This is a genomic window from Pseudomonas sp. MDT1-85, from assembly GCF_054898065.1.
In genome coordinates this window covers 1813722-1832650 of the sequence record NZ_CM142715.1, presented here as the reverse complement: position 1 = coordinate 1832650, position 18929 = coordinate 1813722, and the positions used below count along the sequence as shown (strand labels likewise).

General features: G+C 55.4%; 14 protein-coding genes. 5 read left to right on the top strand and 9 right to left on the bottom strand.

Annotated elements, in window-relative coordinates:
* Nucleotides 1–16: 16 nt before the first annotated feature.
* From ACYZT2_RS08295 to ACYZT2_RS08280, 4 genes are read left to right on the top strand one after another with little or no spacing between them, the layout of a single operon-like run.
* Nucleotides 17–1075: a hypothetical protein gene (locus ACYZT2_RS08295; RefSeq protein WP_461971416.1), complete on the top strand. Its 1059-nt coding sequence runs from the start codon at nucleotides 17–19 to the stop codon at nucleotides 1073–1075.
* The gene (locus ACYZT2_RS08290) at nucleotides 1072–1908 is read left to right on the top strand and encodes an inositol monophosphatase family protein (RefSeq protein WP_461971415.1); all 837 of its coding nucleotides are present in this window, start codon (nucleotides 1072–1074) and stop codon (nucleotides 1906–1908) included. The genes ACYZT2_RS08295 and ACYZT2_RS08290 overlap by 4 nt, the downstream gene beginning before the upstream one ends.
* A gap of 29 nt (nucleotides 1909–1937) precedes the next feature.
* Entirely contained in the window at nucleotides 1938–3074 is a 1137-nt protein-coding gene (locus tag ACYZT2_RS08285; protein ID WP_461971414.1) for a radical SAM protein, read from the top strand.
* Nucleotides 3071–3769, top strand: coding sequence for a dTMP kinase (locus ACYZT2_RS08280; RefSeq protein WP_461971413.1), 699 nt, complete (start codon nucleotides 3071–3073; stop codon nucleotides 3767–3769). The genes ACYZT2_RS08285 and ACYZT2_RS08280 overlap by 4 nt, the downstream gene beginning before the upstream one ends.
* Before the next feature lie 216 nt (nucleotides 3770–3985).
* Here the strand turns inward: ACYZT2_RS08280 and ACYZT2_RS08275 are convergent, their stop codons facing one another.
* The 7 genes from ACYZT2_RS08275 to aceK all read right to left on the bottom strand — a co-directional run bounded on the left by ACYZT2_RS08275 (nucleotide 3986) and on the right by aceK (nucleotide 15112).
* Complete coding sequence (locus tag ACYZT2_RS08275; protein ID WP_461971412.1) at nucleotides 3986–5110, bottom strand: GNAT family N-acetyltransferase; 1125 nt, start codon at nucleotides 5108–5110, stop codon at nucleotides 3986–3988.
* Nucleotides 5111–5257: 147 nt separating this feature from the next.
* Nucleotides 5258–6601, bottom strand: a complete 1344-nt coding sequence (locus tag ACYZT2_RS08270) for an OprO/OprP family phosphate-selective porin (protein ID WP_461971411.1) — start codon at nucleotides 6599–6601, stop codon at nucleotides 5258–5260.
* Nucleotides 6602–6835: 234 nt separating this feature from the next.
* A complete protein-coding gene (locus ACYZT2_RS08265; RefSeq protein ID WP_461971410.1) occupies nucleotides 6836–7072 on the bottom strand; it encodes an anti-sigma factor family protein in 237 nt (78 codons plus the stop codon).
* Nucleotides 7066–7677, bottom strand: a complete 612-nt coding sequence (locus ACYZT2_RS08260; protein WP_461971409.1) for an RNA polymerase sigma factor — start codon at nucleotides 7675–7677, stop codon at nucleotides 7066–7068. The genes ACYZT2_RS08265 and ACYZT2_RS08260 overlap by 7 nt, the downstream gene beginning before the upstream one ends.
* Nucleotides 7678–7828: 151 nt before the next feature.
* A complete protein-coding gene (locus ACYZT2_RS08255) occupies nucleotides 7829–8950 on the bottom strand; it encodes a beta-ketoacyl-ACP synthase III (protein ID WP_461971408.1) in 1122 nt (373 codons plus the stop codon).
* A gap of 342 nt (nucleotides 8951–9292) precedes the next feature.
* A complete protein-coding gene (gene hrpA, locus ACYZT2_RS08250) occupies nucleotides 9293–13204 on the bottom strand; it encodes an ATP-dependent RNA helicase HrpA (RefSeq protein ID WP_461971407.1) in 3912 nt (1303 codons plus the stop codon).
* Nucleotides 13205–13390: 186 nt separating this feature from the next.
* The gene (aceK, locus tag ACYZT2_RS08245; protein WP_461971406.1) at nucleotides 13391–15112 is read right to left on the bottom strand and encodes a bifunctional isocitrate dehydrogenase kinase/phosphatase; all 1722 of its coding nucleotides are present in this window, start codon (nucleotides 15110–15112) and stop codon (nucleotides 13391–13393) included.
* Between the two features lie 129 nt (nucleotides 15113–15241).
* Between aceK and ACYZT2_RS08240 the strand changes: the two genes are divergently transcribed.
* The gene (locus ACYZT2_RS08240) at nucleotides 15242–16150 is read left to right on the top strand and encodes a DMT family transporter (protein ID WP_461971405.1); all 909 of its coding nucleotides are present in this window, start codon (nucleotides 15242–15244) and stop codon (nucleotides 16148–16150) included.
* A gap of 210 nt (nucleotides 16151–16360) precedes the next feature.
* On the opposite strand, the gene ACYZT2_RS08235 is transcribed toward ACYZT2_RS08240, so the two are convergent.
* Both ACYZT2_RS08235 and ACYZT2_RS08230 read right to left on the bottom strand, forming a co-directional pair.
* A complete protein-coding gene (locus ACYZT2_RS08235; protein ID WP_461971404.1) occupies nucleotides 16361–17224 on the bottom strand; it encodes a DMT family transporter in 864 nt (287 codons plus the stop codon).
* A gap of 567 nt (nucleotides 17225–17791) precedes the next feature.
* Entirely contained in the window at nucleotides 17792–18730 is a 939-nt protein-coding gene (locus ACYZT2_RS08230) for an aspartyl/asparaginyl beta-hydroxylase domain-containing protein (RefSeq protein ID WP_461971403.1), read from the bottom strand.
* Nucleotides 18731–18929 lie beyond the last annotated feature (199 nt).

The following is an 18929-nucleotide window of genomic DNA, read 5'->3' as shown; positions in this document are numbered from 1 at the left end:
TCGTGAGGTCGTAACTATGAATCACGCAAATCCCGCTCTACACTCGTTAAATCAACGTACCAACTCTATAACTATCATTAGTGAGCATCATGGTTGGCGAACATTGAGTGGCGTACAAACAAGCGACTATTACACCTATCGAAACGCCATACTTAATGGCTGCCATCTTCAAAGAGCCTCTTTCGACCTCCGACATCCTGAAGAAATGATTTGTGATTTGAGCAATCTCGAGCAAATTTATAATGGTATGTCCGGTGAGAACATTGTGCGTGTATGGAATTATTTGAACTCAAGCACAAGCAAAATTAATTCCAGAGAGATTCGTAGAATTAAAGGAGATGGGCTATCACCAGAAATAGCTATTTCTGGCCCATCCAAATCGCTCCTTGACAACCTGAAAAACTCACTTATTAGCGAGGCATTTGCACACCTTCATTGCGATGTATCTCTAGTCCGTACAAGAGAAGATATTCGAGGTATTACCAAGAACAGATTACTTATAAATACAAGTAATGAAACCATGGAATTTCATAATAGATTCTGCGCCTTCTATAGCAAATACATATCCCATGAACATTGGGATAGCAGTTTCGCTCTCAACACGAGATATGTTTACGAGGACCACCCAATTTGGTCCCAAATTGAAAAAATAGCAAAAAACAAACTATTTTTACTGTCGGCGGGTTTGCCGCTTGCCCTTGGCTATTTGGCGGCAACTGGAGATCATAATATTTTCTTTTCTGAAGTGCACCGGCAAAACGATTCTAGTTTGCTGAGTAGAGATGACGCTTTTCAAGATGTTTTCCCTACCCCCACCTCATCGAACGGACCGTGGTTAATTATAGATAAAGCCTATACCGGAGGTAGTCTCAGGCAGGCGGCAAACATGATTAGAAAAAAATTTGGTTATGACGTCGAAGTCAAAACTGTAGCGCTGTTCCCAAAATCATTCAGTGCCTTCATGAGCGCGGATTACGCTGTTTATGCTGGAAAACTATTTGAAGTCAAGTCTTACGCCCCCCGATTAGACAGGGACCATTGGCACATACAATTAATAATGGAACAATCGATATGAGACCATTATTTAGACGTGAACATGTTCCCGAGTTAGAGAAATGCCTCTACGAGGCTAGAAAACAATTACGGCGTTATTGGGCGGGAACCCTGGCTTGTTTACCAGACTCCAATACAGAAAACAAATACTGGAACAACTCGCAAACCCAGCATGACTTAGATTGCCAGAGGATATTATATGATTGCCTTTCTAATATCAGCATGCGAATTACGATATATTCTGAAGAGAACACTTCAGTAGTCAAATACGGTGACACCGGAGATTTCTACATACTTATAGATCCTCTAGATGGAACGCACAACGCTGTTTTAGGCTTTCCTGCTTATACATCTAGCGTGGCACTTTACCATGAGGGAGTCTATATATTTGGTTGGATTTATGATTTTTCAAGAGATTTAGTATATACCGCCGCATTAGGTGAGGGAGCCTACCTTCAGTCGTCGATTATTGTAAAAAGACTTCAGACTCGTAAAGTTAATCGTATAGAAGACATGCACATTTCTTTCCACCGACCCAAAGAGGATAGAGAACGAATCATAATTGAAAAGCTCATATGGATGGCAAGTAAAGTCCGCGTCTACTCATGTTCCTCATTGGAAATTTGCCTTATTGCTGCCGGGGTTCTTGATGCCTTTATTGATATCGACACACCAGGACATGAGCGTAGTTGCGATATTGCCGCAGCAGAGTTGATTTTGAGAGAAGCAGGAGGTGCGCTATTTGATAGGACAGGACACCCTAGACTCTCCCTACCTCCTTCGCCAGCTTCTCTTTCAGACAACGGAACTTTGATTGCCTTATCCTCAGAAAAACTGATACGACTTATTTTGTAGTGCTGGACCAACTTAACTGGAGATAAAGTATGTTAGTCGAAACTGTAAGCCTGAAACTTGAATTACTGTGCAAGGGGGTAAGCTTTACTAGGGACTTTCTAGAATATTATCAAGTTCGAACAGATCACATCGAAAAAAGACGAGCCTATGGGACAGGTGACAGCATCATTCTTAATTCGAGCACTCGTACTCCGCAAGAAATCATTCTTGATGGGCAGATTATCGCAGCTGCAAATTACAATCCAGACTCAGACTATCGCATAGCCTTAGAGCAAGAAACTCCTGTGCTCAAGCATGGAAATAGAACGGTGAGAATTACATTTCCAAGTAGACCTAGATCTTATGGAAAATATTTGAGCAATGGCGAGCTATTTGAGCAGCATATAACCGCCTATGGAAATTCGACACTCGGAATTTTTTCCCCAGGCCACTGTTATTACTTTAATGATGGAAATGAATGCAAGTTCTGCTCTTTGGGATCAGCAAGAGAAACCCTGTCTGATCATAAAATGCGAATAAAGGGCGATGTGGCGGGTGAAGCAGTAGCTACAGCCATCAAGGAGGAGGACGGTCGATATAAGAGAGTGCTATTGAACGGTGGTACGATTCCAAACTATGATAAAGGATACTCAATACATATGGATTTACTAGAACGGGTAAAAAATACAAACCTGCAAAGCAGTTTGGAGTATCACTTAATCTCTATGCCTCCTAAGGACTTTCGTCTTTTTGATCGATTCAAAAAAATTGGCAACAATATGTCAATGAGCCTAGAGGTATTCAACCCGGATTTATTTTCAGAAATTTGCCCAGGGAAAGCTCGTGATTATACCCGCGAACGTTTTTTTGCCGCTTTCGAAGCCGCAGTGGATGTTTTAGGTCGTGGCAACGTATATGCAGGATTTGTCGCCGGTATGGAGCCACTAGAGTCAATTATTGAAGGCATCGAGTATTTTGGGGATATGGGAGTTGTACCTGCTGTTGCTGCATTTCACCCTGACGCTGGCTCGCAATATTCTAACAGGCAGCGCCCCTCAGTAGACTTCCTAATGAAGCTTGGAAAAAAAATGTCGGAAATATATCGTAGAGAAGGGTTTCAACCCTTAATTGAGGGGAGCGGTAGAAATTCGTTAGATACCGAAGCCTATTTGGGGGGATTTTTATGAGTTCTCCAGCTAGGCAACCTATATTTATCGCATTTGAAGGCACTGACGGCGCAGGAAAATCTACAGTTGCAAGGGCAACATATGACAAGGTTTCTGAGTCCTATTCCGAATTGAATTATATAGATAAAAATCGACCGCCTGTATCATCAGGGTATGCGGAGTTTCATATGTCCCGCATACGTGAAATCCTTTGGGATTACCCGGACAATGCCCCTCTGGACCAATTAGGCGACAGGCATTGGATAACCTTAATCACCGCTTGGTTTCAAGCCACAGATTATGCCGCCCTCAGGCCGTTAATGAACTCTGGAGTTAGTTGCATCGCAGATGGTTGGTACTACAAATACCTAGCACGCTTTTTACTTAAAGATACCAACTTGGCTGAAGAGGCATTAGCAATATTTTCAACAATTAGAAAACCTGATGCCGTCATTTTTTTGGATGTCGACCCCGTTCTTGCAGCGAAAAGAAAAGGGTCTTTTCGCCTTAGCGAGAGCGGGGCTTATGATGGCGGCAATGAAGATCGTCTTAAAAGTTTCGTCGCGTATCAAAATCGAGTTCGATCCAGCTATGAGCGATGTGGTTTGGCAAATTGGGTGAGGATCGATACGACCGACCTTAGTGAGGAAGCTGTACTCGATAGGGCGGTGAGCGCAGTACAAAACATACTCAGCAGAACACAGCAGACTTTGTGATGATGAAGTCTGCATACTTCCATTACTCAAAAGCGATGGTGCGTTCGGATTTGTGAAACCCGCAGAATTACCTCGTTCAGCTTGCCACTCGCCGCTCTCAACCTCAGTCTAATTCCTGCGCAAGACACAAGCGGGCTTGCTCGCGAAAACGGTAGGTCATCCAACATTGATGCTGAATGTGATGGCCCTTTCGCGAGCAAGTCCGCTCCGCGAAGATCAACCTTGTCGGTAGGGCAAGGCGGTCTTCGCTTCTTCTGCATACCCCAACACCCCGACCCGCTCACGCTCAAGGAAGTCTTTCACCGCCGATTTCAAGCCCGGGTGGCGCAGGTAATGCCAGGAATGGGTGATCACCGGTTCAAAGCCACGAATCAACTTGTGCTCACCCTGAGCGCCAGCGTCAAAACGCTGAAAACCATTGGCAATCGCATAATCCATGCCCTGATAGAAACAGGTCTCGAAGTGCAGGCGATCGAACTCCGCCAGGCAGCCCCAGTAACGACCATAAAAGCTGTCGCCCCCGACCAGGCTGAAGGCCATGGCCACCGGTCGTGAGCCTTGCTTGGCCAACACCACACGGATCGACTCTGGCATGCGCTCGGCCAGCAGACTGAAAAATTCCCGCGTCAGGTACGGCGCTTGCCGACGCACCGCGTAGGTATTGGCGTAGCAGGCATACACAAAGTCCCACTGCGCCTGATCCAGTTGCCGTCCTACCAGCCATTCGAAATCGATGCCCTGCCCCGCCACTTGCTCACGTTCCTTGCGCATTTGCTTGCGCTTGCGTGAACTGAGGGCGTCGAGGAAGTCCTGAAAATCCCGATAACCGCGGTTCTGCCAGTGGTACTGACAGCCAATGCGCTGCAACCAGCCAGGCTGTTCGGCCAATGCCGCGTCGGTGAATGGATCGGTGAAGTTGATATGGGCGCTGGAGAGTTCTTCGATCTCCAGATAACCCGGCAGGCTCTGCAGGAGCTCGAAACCGTCCTCGATCGTCGCCGCCAGCAATCGCGGCCCGCTGACCGGGCTGAATGGCACCGCCGTCAGCAACTTGGGGTAGTAGTCGATGCCGGCACGCTCACAGGCTTCGGCCCAGGCATGGTCGAACACGTACTCGCCATAGGAATGCCATTTGCGGTAACTGGGCAGCGCAGCGATCAGGCGATCGCCGTCAATGTGCAACAAATGCTCGGGCTGCCAGCCGGAATGCGGGCCGAGGCTGCCGCTGTCTTCCAGCGCGCTCAGAAAGGCATGGCGCAGAAACGGCTGAGTTTCCGGCACCAGCGCGTCCCAGGTGTGCGGCGCGATTTCGGACAGACGTTCCAGACGTTGCAGCGGCATTATTATCCCAACCATCATTTTCTACAGATGGGACGAGTATCGCTTATCTGATTGCCTAATCCGAAACAAAAAAACCCCGCCGAAGCGGGGTTAAACGAGAGGAGCTTTAACGGATGAAGAAAGAGCTCATACAGCGTTTACTGCGATTTAGAACACGTATTGAGCGCGGACCACGAAGCCGTCACCGCTGTCATCACCGGTTCGACGTGCCGGGGTAGTACCGCTGGCAGCCGTGGCATTGGTCACGTTGTCTGTCTTGGCCTTGAGGTAGGCGCCAGTGATTTTCACCGCTTCGTTGGCGTACCAGTTGACGCCCAGGGTGTGCACTTGGGCTTCGGCATCGCCGACATCGCGGGTCAGGCTGGCGGTGGTGATGTTGTCGTCTTCGACAGTCAGGCTGTCGTAACGATAGAACAGCTCCCAGGCACCGATGGACTTGTTGGCTGGCTTGATCGCATCGAACTTGCCGACTTTATAGCCACGGGATTCGCCGGTGAGGGTGTAGGCACCCTGAACGTAGAAACCGTCACCTTTGATGTCTTCACGGCTGCTGTCATCGGCCTTGGTTTTGCGGGCGATGTATTCACCCTGGATCGAGGCTGGGCCCATGGCGAATGCGGCTTCCAGGCCGACAGCGTCGTCACGGTCATAGGAGCCGGCAGGCGAAGTGGAACTGCCGCCAAGTACCGGACGGTTGCCGTTGGTGCCAGCATCGTTGCCGCCGAGGGTTTCGACGCCACGCATGCCCATGCGGGTGCGATAACGCGAATCGAAGGCCGTGTCGGAGACGTCACGGGACGCCACGTTCACACCGAAGTGCAGCACGTTGCCGGCGTCATGCATCGGGGCGAATACAAAGCGGCCGTTGACCTGTTTGACGCTGTTGCCATCGGTATCGTCGGTGTCTTTGCTGAACACGCCGGCGGACGCGTAGAACGAATCAGCGAAGGTACTGGAGGCTTGCAGGCCCAGACCATTCTGGTGGCTGTTGGCCCAATCGACCATGTCGTACGCCATGTTGCGTTCTGGCGCGGTGACCCACTTGGAGCTGGTGGCTTTTTCCAGGCCGAAGTCCGGGTCGAAACGACCGACTTTGATCGAGACCGGTTTGAAGCCGTTGTAGGCCAACGACGCTTCGTCGAAATAACCGTTATCGGAATCACCGCTGTTGTGGGAGAAGTCGTAGTTGATGGTGTAAGCCCAATCCGTGTACAGCACACCAGACAGCTCCAGGAAGCCCCGACGGATGTAGGCCGCGTCAGCGGTATCGCCGTTTCTGGTGTAGACGCCATCGAACTGGCTGTAGTCAGCCTGCAAGCGACCGCCGAGTTTGAAGCTGAATTCTTTATCGGTGGTGGCGACTTCGAGGCCGCCCTTGGTTTTGACTACGATATCGGCGCCGTCAGTGGTGACGGTGCCAGCGAAAGCCTGGGCGGTTACTGCCATGGCCAATGCGCTGGCGGCAAAACCGGCGAAGTGCTTACGGATCATCGAAGAGTTCCCCTAATTGGTGGTCTGTAGCTTGGAAACACGCGGGTCTGGCCCGCTTGTGTTGGGAGGGAATCTTGGAGGCGGTGTATTTCAGCCGGGTTGCTGATAGATAAAGATTTTATGACAGGGGAACTTTTTTACTTCGAATCGAAATAACAGAAAAAGTAGCCACAGCGGAGAAGAGATGCAAACCGCAGCTAGAGCGGCTGAAGGGGTGTATTACGGGCGGGAAAACTACGGCTTGTTCTTCAGATGTTCCTTGGCAAGCCGTTCAGCCAGCGCATCCAGATCAGTTACAGGCGGCTCAGGCATCACTTTCAGCGTGGCCTGCACCAACCGCATCTGCCGAAAGAACCGTCGGCAATTGGGGCAAAACATCGAATGATGCCGCACCATCAGTCGCTCACGAAAACTCAACTGCCCATCGAGATAATCGCTGGAGCGCGCCACTTGTTCCTTACAGGTCAACATTCGCCGGTTTCCTCAAAATGCTCCACGGTCGCAAAGACCTTCAATCGTGCCCGGTGCAGCAGCACACGAACATTGGAGAGCGATATCTCCAGAAGATTACAGATCTCTTCTAGCTCCAACCCCTGCCGATCGCGTAAAAGCAGCACACCCCTTTGCAGGTCCGACAAATTGAGTAATGTATCTTCCAGGCATTCGCGCAGTTCGTTTTCGGTCAACAGAGCCTCTGGCGTGTCCTGATGCCAGGCGTACGGCGCCACCAGCCAATGACCATCACTCGATGAAAAACGATCGTCATCGAGCATGCCGTGAGGCGACGGCAGGTCATCGAGCAGCACTTCCCGGCGGTTTTGCTTGTAGCGGCTCTTGGCCGAGTTGGCGGTGATGGTCAGCAGCCAGGTTTTGAGGCTTGATCGCCCCTCAAACCCTCTCAAGTTACGCACCACCGACAGCCAGGCATCTTGAACCACTTCATCGGCGTGCCGGTTGCCTACGATAGCGTAGGCCACGGCACGCATGGCACGCTGATAGGTTCTGACCAGTTCCTGGAAAGCCTTTTGCTCACCTGCCAGCAAGCGCTCGAGCAGTTGCGCGTCATCAGCCGCCATTAACAAACCCCTTGTTCCAACCTCGAAAATAAATACAACAGGACTTCGCTGTAGGCATCGTCCTGCTGGCATTTCCGAAAATTACAGCGTTCGGACTATTTCGAATGTAGGAAAAGTCCTCACAAATCGCAGGAAAGAACAACAGGGCTGATCAGCGCTTGCGCAGAATCACGCTACCGATCGAGTAGCCGGCGCCAAACGAGCTGAGTACGGCCAGCGAACCGCTGACCAGGTCGTCCTGATTCTTGTGAAACGAAATAACCGAACCGGCGGAGCTTGTGTTGGCATAGGTGTCGAGAATCACCGGGGCTTCTGCTTCGGTGGCTTCACGGCCCAGCAGCTTCTTGACGATCAGGTGGTTCATGCTGAGGTTGGCCTGGTGCAGCCAGAAGCGCTTCACGTCGCTGACGTTGAGCTGGTTTTCTTCCAGGTGCGTGGCGATCAGCTCGGCGACCATCGGGCAGACATCGCGGAACACCTTGCGGCCTTCCTGGACGAACAGTTTGTCGGGGGCACCGATGCCCTCTTCCGCAGCGCGGTTGAGGAAGCCGAAGTTGTTGCGGATGTTGTTGGAGAACTTGGTCAGCAGTTTGGTGCTGACCACGTCGAACTGGTACTTGGACGTCGCGAGATCCGCACGCTCGATGATTACCGCGGTGGCGGCGTCGCCGAAGATGAAGTGGCTGTCGCGGTCACGGAAATTCAGGTGACCGGTGCAGACTTCAGGGTTGACCATCAGGATCGCCCGGGCCTGGCCCAGTTGCACGCTGTTGGCCGCAGCCTGGATGCCGAAAGTCGCCGAGGAGCACGCCACGTTCATGTCGAAACCGAAACCCTGAATGCCCAGCGCTTCCTGAACTTCGATGGCGATGGCCGGATAGGCGCGTTGCAGGTTGGAGCAGGCGACGATTACACCGTCGATGTCAGCGGCGGTCTTGCCGGCACGCTGCAAGGCTTGTTCGGCTGCGCCGATGGCCATCTGGCAAAGCACCGACCACTCGTCGTTGGAACGTTCTGGCAGGCGTGGTGCCATGCGCTGCGGATCGAGGATGCCGTCCTTGTCCATGACAAAGCGGCTTTTGATGCCGGACGCTTTTTCGATGAACGCTGCGCTGGATTCGGTCAATGCCTGGATTTCGCCGCGCGCGATGGCTTCGGCGTTGTCGGCGTTGAACAGCGCGACGTAAGCGTTGAAAGACTGCACCAGCTCTTCATTGGAAATGCTGTTGGCCGGGGTGTACAGGCCGGTGCCGCTGATGACGACGTTATGCATGGTCGTTTCTCTAATCCATTCAGGCAGAAAGCGCTGGCACCGACGTACCAACACACAAAGGTTCTATTCCAGGTCCGGACGCAAACCTGGCATCGCTTTATTCCGATCCGCCCGGCCCGTGAAGGCTCAAAACCGCGGGGCTGGCGTTTATAGGCGCGAAGTTTGCCATAAACGCTGGCTTTTGGCGCCTTTTGCTGGATGCAATCGATATAACGCTATACGTGTAGGAGCTGCCGAAGGCTGCGATCTTTTGATCTTCTGGTGTCGCGACAAAGAAAGATCAATAGATCGCAGCCTTCGGCAGCTCCTACAGTAGACCGCAGGGGATCAAGGGGATCGGGTTTACGGCTCGACCTGGCTCCATTGCTTGCTCAGGCGCTTGTCGGAGATCGGCACCTTGGTCCCCAATTGCTGCGCGAACAGCGAGACCCGGTATTCCTCCAGCCACCAGCGATAGAGTTCCAGCTGCGGATCGCGCTTGCCTTCCTGGGCGTGTTTGTTGGCGCGGGTCTGGTATTGAGCCCAGAGCCCGGACAATTCGCCGCTCCAGACCCGGTCTTTCTGCACCTGCGCGCCTAGTTTTTCGAAACGTTGCTCGACGGCCTTGAGGTAACGCGGCAGTTCCTTGAGCCACGGCATCGGTGTTTCGCGCACGAACCCCAGATACACCAGATGACTGAGCTGCTGCTTGATGTCGTTCAAGGCCACGGCTTGCGCCAAGTCAATCTTGCCCTTGAAGCGTTTTTGCAGGCCGTGCCAGAGCTTGAGAATCTCCAGCGTCAGCTTGGCCAACCGTTCGGCGTGCTCGGTCCAGCCGCCGCGTTTGCGTTCGGCCAGCGATGCCAGCCCGGCGCCATCGCGCGGCAATGGGTCTTCGCCGTCGAGGATGCAGCTGTCTAGACTGGCCAGCAGAATGTCTTCCACCAGGCTGTCGATACGCCCCAGTTCGCGGTACATCAATCCCAACTCGGTCAGCCCCGGTAACTTGCCGCGCAGGAACTTCGCCGGTTCCGCCAGTTGCTGCATCAGCAAGCGCTGCAAGGCCCGGCGATGCTGGAACTCGGCTTCGGCCGGGGTCGAGAATCGACCTTCCTTGACGGTGCCGCCCTCTTCCACCAGCGCCGGATACACCGTCATCGAGAGCCCGGCGATTTTCTGCTGGGTTTTCTCGGCAACGGCGGCAAAGACTTTCGGCTCCACCGGCTGTTGGCTCTTCGCCGTTTGCGGCACCGCCAACGCGGCCTGGCTGGCCTCGGCAAAGCGTGCGGTCAGCTCCGCCAGGTCACGGCCTTCGCCGAGGAACTTGCCCTGACCGTCGACGATTTCCAGGTTCATCCGCAAATGGCTTTCGACCTGCTGCGAGGCTTCGGCCCACGCCTCATCGCTGACCCGCGCGCCAGTCATGCGCAGCAACTCGCGGCCCAGCGCCTGAGGCAACGAGCCCTCGGCAAATGTGATGCGCTGCAACGCGGCTTTGACGAAGTCCGGCACCGGCACGAAGTTCTTGCGCAGGGCCTTGGGCAGGTTGCGCACCAGCGCAATACACTTGGCCTCGATCACCCCCGGCACCAGCCATTCCAGACGTTCCGGTGGCAGCATCGGCAACAGCGGCGCCGGCACGCGCAAGGTCACGCCGTCGCGAGGATGGTTGGGCTCGAAGTGATAACTCAGCGCCAGTTCCAGATCGCCGATGTGCAGGGTGTCCGGGTAATGCGCGGCGGTGACTTCACTGGCTTCGCGGGCCAGTACGTCTTCTTCGCGCATGATCAGCAGTTGCGGGTCTTTCTGACTGTTGACCCGGTACCAACTGTCGAAGGTCGCGGTCTGGTGAATCTCTGCCGGCAACCGCGCATCGTAGAAAGCGAACAGGGTTTCTTCGTCAGCCAGAATGTCTCGACGACGGGCCTTGGCTTCCAGTTCATCGAGCTGCTCAAGCAACTGCTGGTTGGCCGTCAGGCATTTGGCTTTGGATTGAATCTCGCCGCGCACCAGACCTTCGCGAATAAAAAATTCACGAGACACCACCGGGTCGATCGGCCCGTAATGCACCGCTCGGCGACCCACTACGATCAACCCGAAAAGAGTGATTTGTTCGAAAGCCACGACCTGACCGCGCTTCTTCTCCCAATGGGGTTCGAAGTGGTTTTTCTTGATCAGGTGCCCGGCCAGCGGCTCGATCCAGTCAGCGTCGATCTTGGCGACCATCCGCGCGTAAAGCTTGGTGGTTTCCACCAGTTCGGCGGTCATCAGCCATTGCGGACGTTTCTTGCCCAGGCCCGACGACGGGTGAATCCAGAAGCGCCGCTGACGAGCCCCCAGGTAATCGCCGTCTTCGGTTTTCTGGCCGATCTGGCTGAGCAATCCGGAGAGCACGGCTTTGTGCAGTTTCGGGTAATCCGCCGGCTCTTTGTTGAGGCTCAACTGCATGTCGCGGCAGATCAGGCTCAACTGACGATGGGAGTCGCGCCATTCGCGCAGGCGCAGGTAATTGAGGAAATTCTTGCGGCACCAGTTACGCAGCGGACTGGCCGTCAAGGCTTGGCGCTGCTCTTCAAAACCACGCCACAGATTAACCAGCCCGGCGAAGTCAGAATCCACGTCTTTCCACTGGGCGTGGGCCTGATCCGCCGCTTGCTGACGCTCTGGCGGACGTTCACGCGGGTCTTGAATCGACATGGCGCTGGCGACGATCAGCACTTCCTGCAAGCTGCCAAGTTTCGCCGCTTCCAGCAGCATGCGGCCCATGCGCGGGTCCACCGGCAGCCGCGCCAGTTGGCGACCCAGCGGCGTCAGCTGACTGTTGCGGTCCACCGCCGAGAGTTCTTGCAGCAGGTTGAAACCGTCGCTGATGGCTTTGCCATCCGGCGGCTCGATAAACGGGAAATCGGTGATCTCGCCGAGGCGCAGATGCAGCATCTGCAAAATCACCGCCGCGAGGTTGGTGCGCAGGATTTCCGGATCGGTAAATTCCGGCCGGCCAATGAAATCTTCTTCGCCGTATAGACGAATACAAATACCCGGCTCGACCCGCCCGCAACGGCCTTTACGCTGGTTGGCGCTGGCCTGGGAAATCGCTTCGATGGGCAGGCGCTGAACCTTGGCGCGGTAGCTGTAACGGCTGATGCGCGCGGTACCGCTGTCGATCACGTAACGAATGCCCGGCACCGTCAGCGAGGTTTCGGCGACGTTGGTCGCCAGTACCACGCGACGCCCAGGGTGCGACTGGAAAATCCGCTGCTGCTCAGCCGGCGACAGCCGCGCGTACAACGGCAGAATCTCGGTGTGTTTGAGCTGGGCCTTGCGCAGCATGTCGGCGGCGTCGCGAATCTCGCGCTCGCCGGGCAGGAACACCAGCACGTCGCCGGGACTCTTGCACTCGCTGCGTTCGAACGCGGCAATTTCGTCGAGGGTGGCGAGGATCGCCTGATCCACGGTCAAGTCATCCTCGACACGGTTGCCCTCCTCGTCCTGCTCCAGGGTCAGCGGGCGATACCAGGTTTCTACCGGGAAGGTGCGACCGGAGACTTCGACGATCGGCGCATCATCGAAATGCTTGGAGAAGCGCTCCAGGTCGATGGTCGCCGAGGTGATGATGACTTTCAGGTCCGGACGACGCGGCAGCAGGGTTTTCAGGTAACCGAGCAGGAAGTCGATGTTGAGGCTGCGTTCGTGGGCTTCGTCGACGATGATCGTGTCGTAGCGTTCGAGGTAGCGGTCGTTCTGGGTTTCCGCCAGCAGGATGCCGTCGGTCATCAGCTTGATCAGGGTGTTGGAATCGCTCTGATCCTCGAACCGCACCTGATAGCCGACCAGCGCGCCCAACGGCGTCGCCAATTCTTCAGCGACCCGGCTCGCTACGCTGCGCGCGGCGATTCGACGGGGTTGGGTGTGGCCGATCAGGCCGTGCTGGCCGCGGCCGATTTCCAGGCAGATCTTCGGCAACTGGGTGGTTTTACCCGACCCGGTTTCGCCGGCAATGATCAGCACCTGATGCTTTTGCAGCGCTTCTTTGATTTCGTCGCGCTTGGCAGCGATTGGCAGGCTGTCGTCGTAACGAATCACCGGCAGGCTGGCGCGCCGCGCCAACACCTGATCGCAGGACGCCTGCGTGCGCGTCACCCACTGGGCCAGTTTGGCCTCGTCAGGTTTCTTGCGCAGCTCAAGCAACTGCCGCCGTAGCCGGTGGCGGTCGGCGAGCATGGCGTGATCGAGGTTTTTCAGCAGTTTGTCGATGGAAGGCGATTCGTCAGTCATCAGGTACGCAAAAGTCGTCTAGTGGCGCAGGGGGCGGATTGTCGCAGATTTTACGACCGCTGCGCGGCCGATCGCGCGCAAGCTCGCTCCCACATTGGATCTTTAGCGACCACAAAAACGAGGGGCACCACGTTCAAATGTGGGAGCGAGCCTGCTCGCGATCGATTGCGCAGCAATCGCAGAGAACTACTCGTTGTCGAGGCCCTTGCGCCGATACGGGAACACATCAATCACCTTCCCCGCCCGAATCGCCTCCTGCAGGCTCTTCCAGTAATCGGCGTTGTACAACTCTCCGTGCAACTGATCGAACAACTTTCTCTGCCCCGAATCGGCAAACAGAAACGGTGGAAACTCCTCGGGGAACACATCCAGCGGCCCGATCGAGTACCACGGTTCGGAGGCCATTTCGTCTTCCGGTGTACGCGGTTGCGGGATGTGGCGGAAGTTGGCTTCGGTCAGGAAACAAATCTCATCGTAGTCATAAAACACCACACGACCGTGACGGGTGACGCCGAAGTTCTTCAACAACATGTCGCCGGGAAAAATGTTCGCCGCCGCGAGTTGCTTGATTGCCAGACCGTAATCCTCCAGCGCCTCGCGAACCTGCGCCTCGTTGGCGTGTTCCAGGTAGAGGTTCAACGGCGTCATCCGGCGTTCGGTCCAGCAGTGGCGAATCAGCACCGTATCGTCCTCCACCGAGACCGTGGACGCGGCCACTTCGAGCAATTCTTCCAGGCATGCCGGCTCGAACTTGCTCAACGGGAAACGGAAGTCGGAGAACTCCTGGGTGTCGGCCATGCGCCCGACCCGGTCGACGCTTTTCACCAGGCGATACTTTTCGATCACCGTGGCGCGGTCGACGTTTTTCGAGGGTGAGAAGCGGTCCTTGATGATTTTGAAAACGGTGTTGAAGCCCGGCAGGGTAAACACGCTCATGACCATGCCGCGCACGCCGGGGGCCATGATGAACTGGTCGTCGGTGTTGGCCAGGTGATTGATCAGCGCCCGGTAAAACTCGGACTTGCCATGCTTGTAGAAACCGATTGAGGTGTACAGCTCGGCGATGTGCTTACCCGGCAGGATGCGTTTGAGAAAACCGATGAATTCCGCCGGCACCGGCACATCGACCATGAAGTACGAACGGGTGAAGGAGAAGATGATCGACACCTCCGCCTCGTCGGTGATCAGCGCATCGATCTGGATGCCCCGGCCTTCGCGGTGCAGCAGCGGAATCACTAGCGGCCACTGTTCGTCCTGGGTGTAAATGCGCCCCACCAGATAGGCGCCCTTGTTGCGGTAAAGCACCGAGGAAAACAGTTCGACGCTCAGCTCCGGGTCCTTGCAGACCCAGTCCGGCAGATTCTCGCGCAATTGCGCTTCGAGGCGACGCAGGTCACCGGGCAGGTCGGCGTAATCTTCGCTGAAGCGGTAGTCGGCAAAGATGCTCGTGAGCATGCCGGACAACTGCCCCTGCGGCTTGTAGATGCGGGTTTGCGCGGCCCGGGCACGGCGCAGGCTCGGTCGCGTGGTGTGGATGAACATGCAGCCGTCGCTGATCAGGTCGTGGCTGAACAGCCCGCAGAAAATCGAGTTGTACCAAGTCTCGGACAGTTCATCGTCGAAGCGCAGGTCGATCAGGCTTATATAAGCGCTTTTGACCAGCGGCCAGTTGCTGACGTCCATCAGTACATCGGTCTCGAACGACGCCTGCAAGCGCCCTACCGTTTCGCCGACCTTTTCTTCGTAAAGGTTGATTCGCGCCGCCGACGCGACTTGCGTTTCCTGCCACTGAGCTTGCTCGAAGCGGGCTCGGGCGCCGTCGGTGATCTGACGGAAATGCTCACGGTAATCGTCAAAGCCATCGAGGATCATTCGGGCGATGTCGGCGGCTGGCCATTGCTGCGGCATAGGTAAAACCTCGGCGGCTGTTCTTGTCGTTGGAGCCTGAGCTTAGTGGCCCTGTGTTACGCAACGCAACCATTGCCTTGTGCCCTGACTGGCGCGACACTTGCGCGCCAATCAAGGAAGGAAAGTGCTGTGAACCCCGTCGATATCCTGCGTATGTTGTCGCTTGCCGCCATTTGGGGGGCGAGCTTTCTGTTCATGCGCGTTATTGCCCCAGTGATTGGCACAATCCCCACTGCTTTTTTTCGCGTATCGATTGCCGCCGTCGGGCTGCTGGTGATCCTTGGGCTGATGCGCATCAACTGGGACTTCAAAGGCAAACTCAAGACGGTGATGCTGCTCGGGATGATTAACTCAGGGGTTCCAGCAACTCTCTATTCCGTGGCTGCCCAGGTGTTGCCGGCCGGTTACTCGGCGATTTTCAACGCCACCACGCCTTTGATGGGGGTGTTGATTGGCGGCCTGTTCTTCCATGAAAAACTCACGGCTGCCAAGTTGGGCGGGGTATTTCTCGGCCTGTTCGGCGTCGGCATCCTCACCCGTGCAGGTCCGGTGGCGTTCAACATGGAACTGCTGATGGGCGCACTGGCGTGTCTGATGGCCACCACCTGCTATGGCTTTGCCGGGTTCCTCGCCCGACGCTGGCTCGACCATGCCGGCGGCCTCGACAGTCGCCTTTCGGCGCTGGGCAGCATGCTCGGCGCGACATTGTTGTTGCTGCCGCTGTTTGGCTACAGTGTGATCAGCCAACCACCGGCGAGCTGGGGCGGCTGGAATGTCTGGTTGTCGTTGCTGGGGTTAGGTTTGGTCTGCACCGCCTTTGCCTACATCATTTACTTCCGTTTGCTCAGTTCGATCGGCCCGGTAAAGTCGATGACCGTGACCTTCATGATTCCGCCCTTCGGCGTGTTGTGGGGGGCGCTGTTGCTGGATGAGCCGCTGTCGATGGCGCACCTTTATGGCGGTGTATTGATTGCGGTGGCGTTGTGGCTGGTGTTGAAGCCGACGGTGTTGAAGACGGCTGAGGTGGCTGCCCGGTAGTGATGTGGTGTTGCTGATGACGCCTTCGCGGGCAAGCCTCGCTCCTACCCTGGAAATGCATTTCCCCCTGTGAGCTGCCGAAGGCTGCGATCTTTTGATCTTGCTCTCCGGCGGCCCCGAAAAGATCGCAGGCTACGCCAGCTCCTGCATTGGATCGGTGTTACGACGAAGATCCAGTGCAGGAACTGTGCCTGGAGCGGTCTTTCGGTTTCAAGCGCTCTTACGGAACACAAACACCAGGCCGACGATGATCAGCCCCATGCCGAGCATGCTCAATGCTGCCAGGCGGTTGCCAAAAATCAGGTAGTCCATGACCGCCGTCACCGCCGGCACCAGGTAAAACAGGCTGGTGACATTCACCAGGTTGCCCCGCGCGATCAGCCGATACAGCAGCAGCGTCGCCAGCACTGATACCACCAATCCCATCCACAACACCGGCACAATGAAGCCAATGCTGTGTTCGACGTGAATCGGCTGGAACGGCACAAATATCCCGCAGAGCAACAGCCCCGCAAGGTACTGCACCGGGAGCGTGCCGAGGGGATTGTCGGTAATGCGCTTCTGCATGATCGAGCCGAAGGTCATGCTCGCCAGCGCCAACAGACCGAAGAGCATTCCGGCCAACGACATCCCGGCCAGTCCGATGCCCTGGTAAACCACCATGATCAACCCGGCCAGGCCTAGCGTCAGACCGAACATCCGGCTTATTGATCGATGCCGTTCCATGATTACTACGGTGAGAATCGGTTGAACGCCCATGATGGTTGCCATCACGCCCGGCGTGACGTTCAGGTCCAGGGCCAGCAGATAGAAAATCTGATAAGCCCCCAGCAACACCACACCCGTGGCCATCGCATACAACATCGGTTTGCCGCCCTTGGGCAGTTTCAGCTTGAGCAACGGCATCAACAGCACCAGCCCGCACAAGGCAATGACGAAGCGAACCAGCAGAAAGGCAAAAGGCGACGCGTGGGCCAAGCCCCATTTGGAGAAAATCGCCCCGCTGCTCCACAGCAAAACGAACAGGCTCGTGGACGCCGCCGCGAGCGCGGTTTTTTTCGAAAGGACAAACATGAAATATCACCTGTAGTCAGGCAAAAAGCCAACTCAGCCGAAGCTGAAATTCAGTAGTGTTTTCAGGCGCTTTTACAGACGGGCATGGGAGCAGCAGAAAAAAGCTGATCAGCCCGAAAAGCCAACGCCTGGCGGTGATACGACTGCGCACACCGGCGTGCTACTGACAGGTGGGGGGTAATGACTGATCTGCGCAGGCTGCTGATTCCCGCACGGCACGACGCCAGCGCTGACCGCTGAATCGACTACCGCATTGATGGGGGAAGCTGGCATGGGCTGATCTTTTTTGATTGGGTGAAAGAGTGTTCAGGAAACCACAGAGGGCCGACTATAACCAGCGCATGACAGGGATTGCAATGACTTGGACTAAGGGCTGAAGCAGCTGTCGAGCCCCAGCGAGGCTGCGTTCGGCTGCGAAGCAATCGTCAATCCAATCACCTTGGTTTACCCGAAACACCACATTGGCTGATTTTACGACTGCTTCGCAGCCGAACGCAGGCTTCGCCAGCTGCTACAGATCGCATTACGGCTTAACTGGGGACGGCTTTTTTTGTGCAGGTATCGGCCTCAACCAAACAACCAATACCCCAATAACGTCAACACCAGCAACGCCAGCACCGGTCGCAGTACGCGGTAAGCCTTTGGATTACGACGCTTCCATTGTTTGACCATCCCGCTGAAGTTGTCGCTGAAGTTCTTGCTCCAGGCATAGGCCTGGTTGATCCCGCCAACGCGTTCATCGTCAAGGTTCTGGGGTGCAGTGGCGCGCCCCAGCAAGCCACTGATCCAACGGTTGATACGGGTCATGAGGCGATTGCTCAGCGGTCGCTCGATGTCGCAAAACAGAATGACCCGGGTTTGCCCGGTTTCGTTCTTGACCCAGTGCACATAGGTTTCATCGAACATCACGTCTTCCCCATCACGCCATGCATAGACCTGACCATCGACGAAGATGCGGCAATGATCGGAGTTCGGCGTCGACAGCCCCAAGTGATAACGCAAAGAACCGGCGAACGGATCGCGATGCGGGTTGAGGTGACTGCCAGCGGGCAGCAACGCAAACATGGCGCCTTTGACGTTGGGAATACTGCTGACCAACGCCACGGTTTTCGGGCACAAGGCTTCGGCCGATGGCAGCGGTTTGTCGTACCACTTGAGGTAGAAGCGCTTCCAGCCCTTCTTGAAGAATGAACCGAAACCGGCGTCATTGTTATTTTCGGCAGCGCGAATATAGCCCTCGTCGAACAAGTGCATGGCTTCATCGCGAATAACTTCCCAATTGTCCTTGAGCACATCCAGTTCGGCGAACTTGCCGCGGTCCAGGTAGGGTTTGGATGGCACGCTGGAGAACAGGTACATCAGGGCGTTATAGGGTGCAAACAGGGCCGAGTGATTGACGAACTGACGCAGAACCGGCAAACGCGCCTTGCCACGCAAGTGCACATAGAGTGTGCTGCCGAGGAACAGCAACAACACCGACGCCTTCGCGACAAAGGAAAAGTTCATCTACAACTCCTTGATAGGTAACTTTACACAACGCCATTTACCCGACGTGGCAGTCGGCCATTATCCACACTAACGGCCTCGAAAAATACCCAAATAACTCAACACTCAGTGTTGAGGATTACGCAATAAACACTTATTAACACAAGATTCCTGAACGGGGGCTGACATGAATCAACCCCCTTCTCATACCGGATCAAAA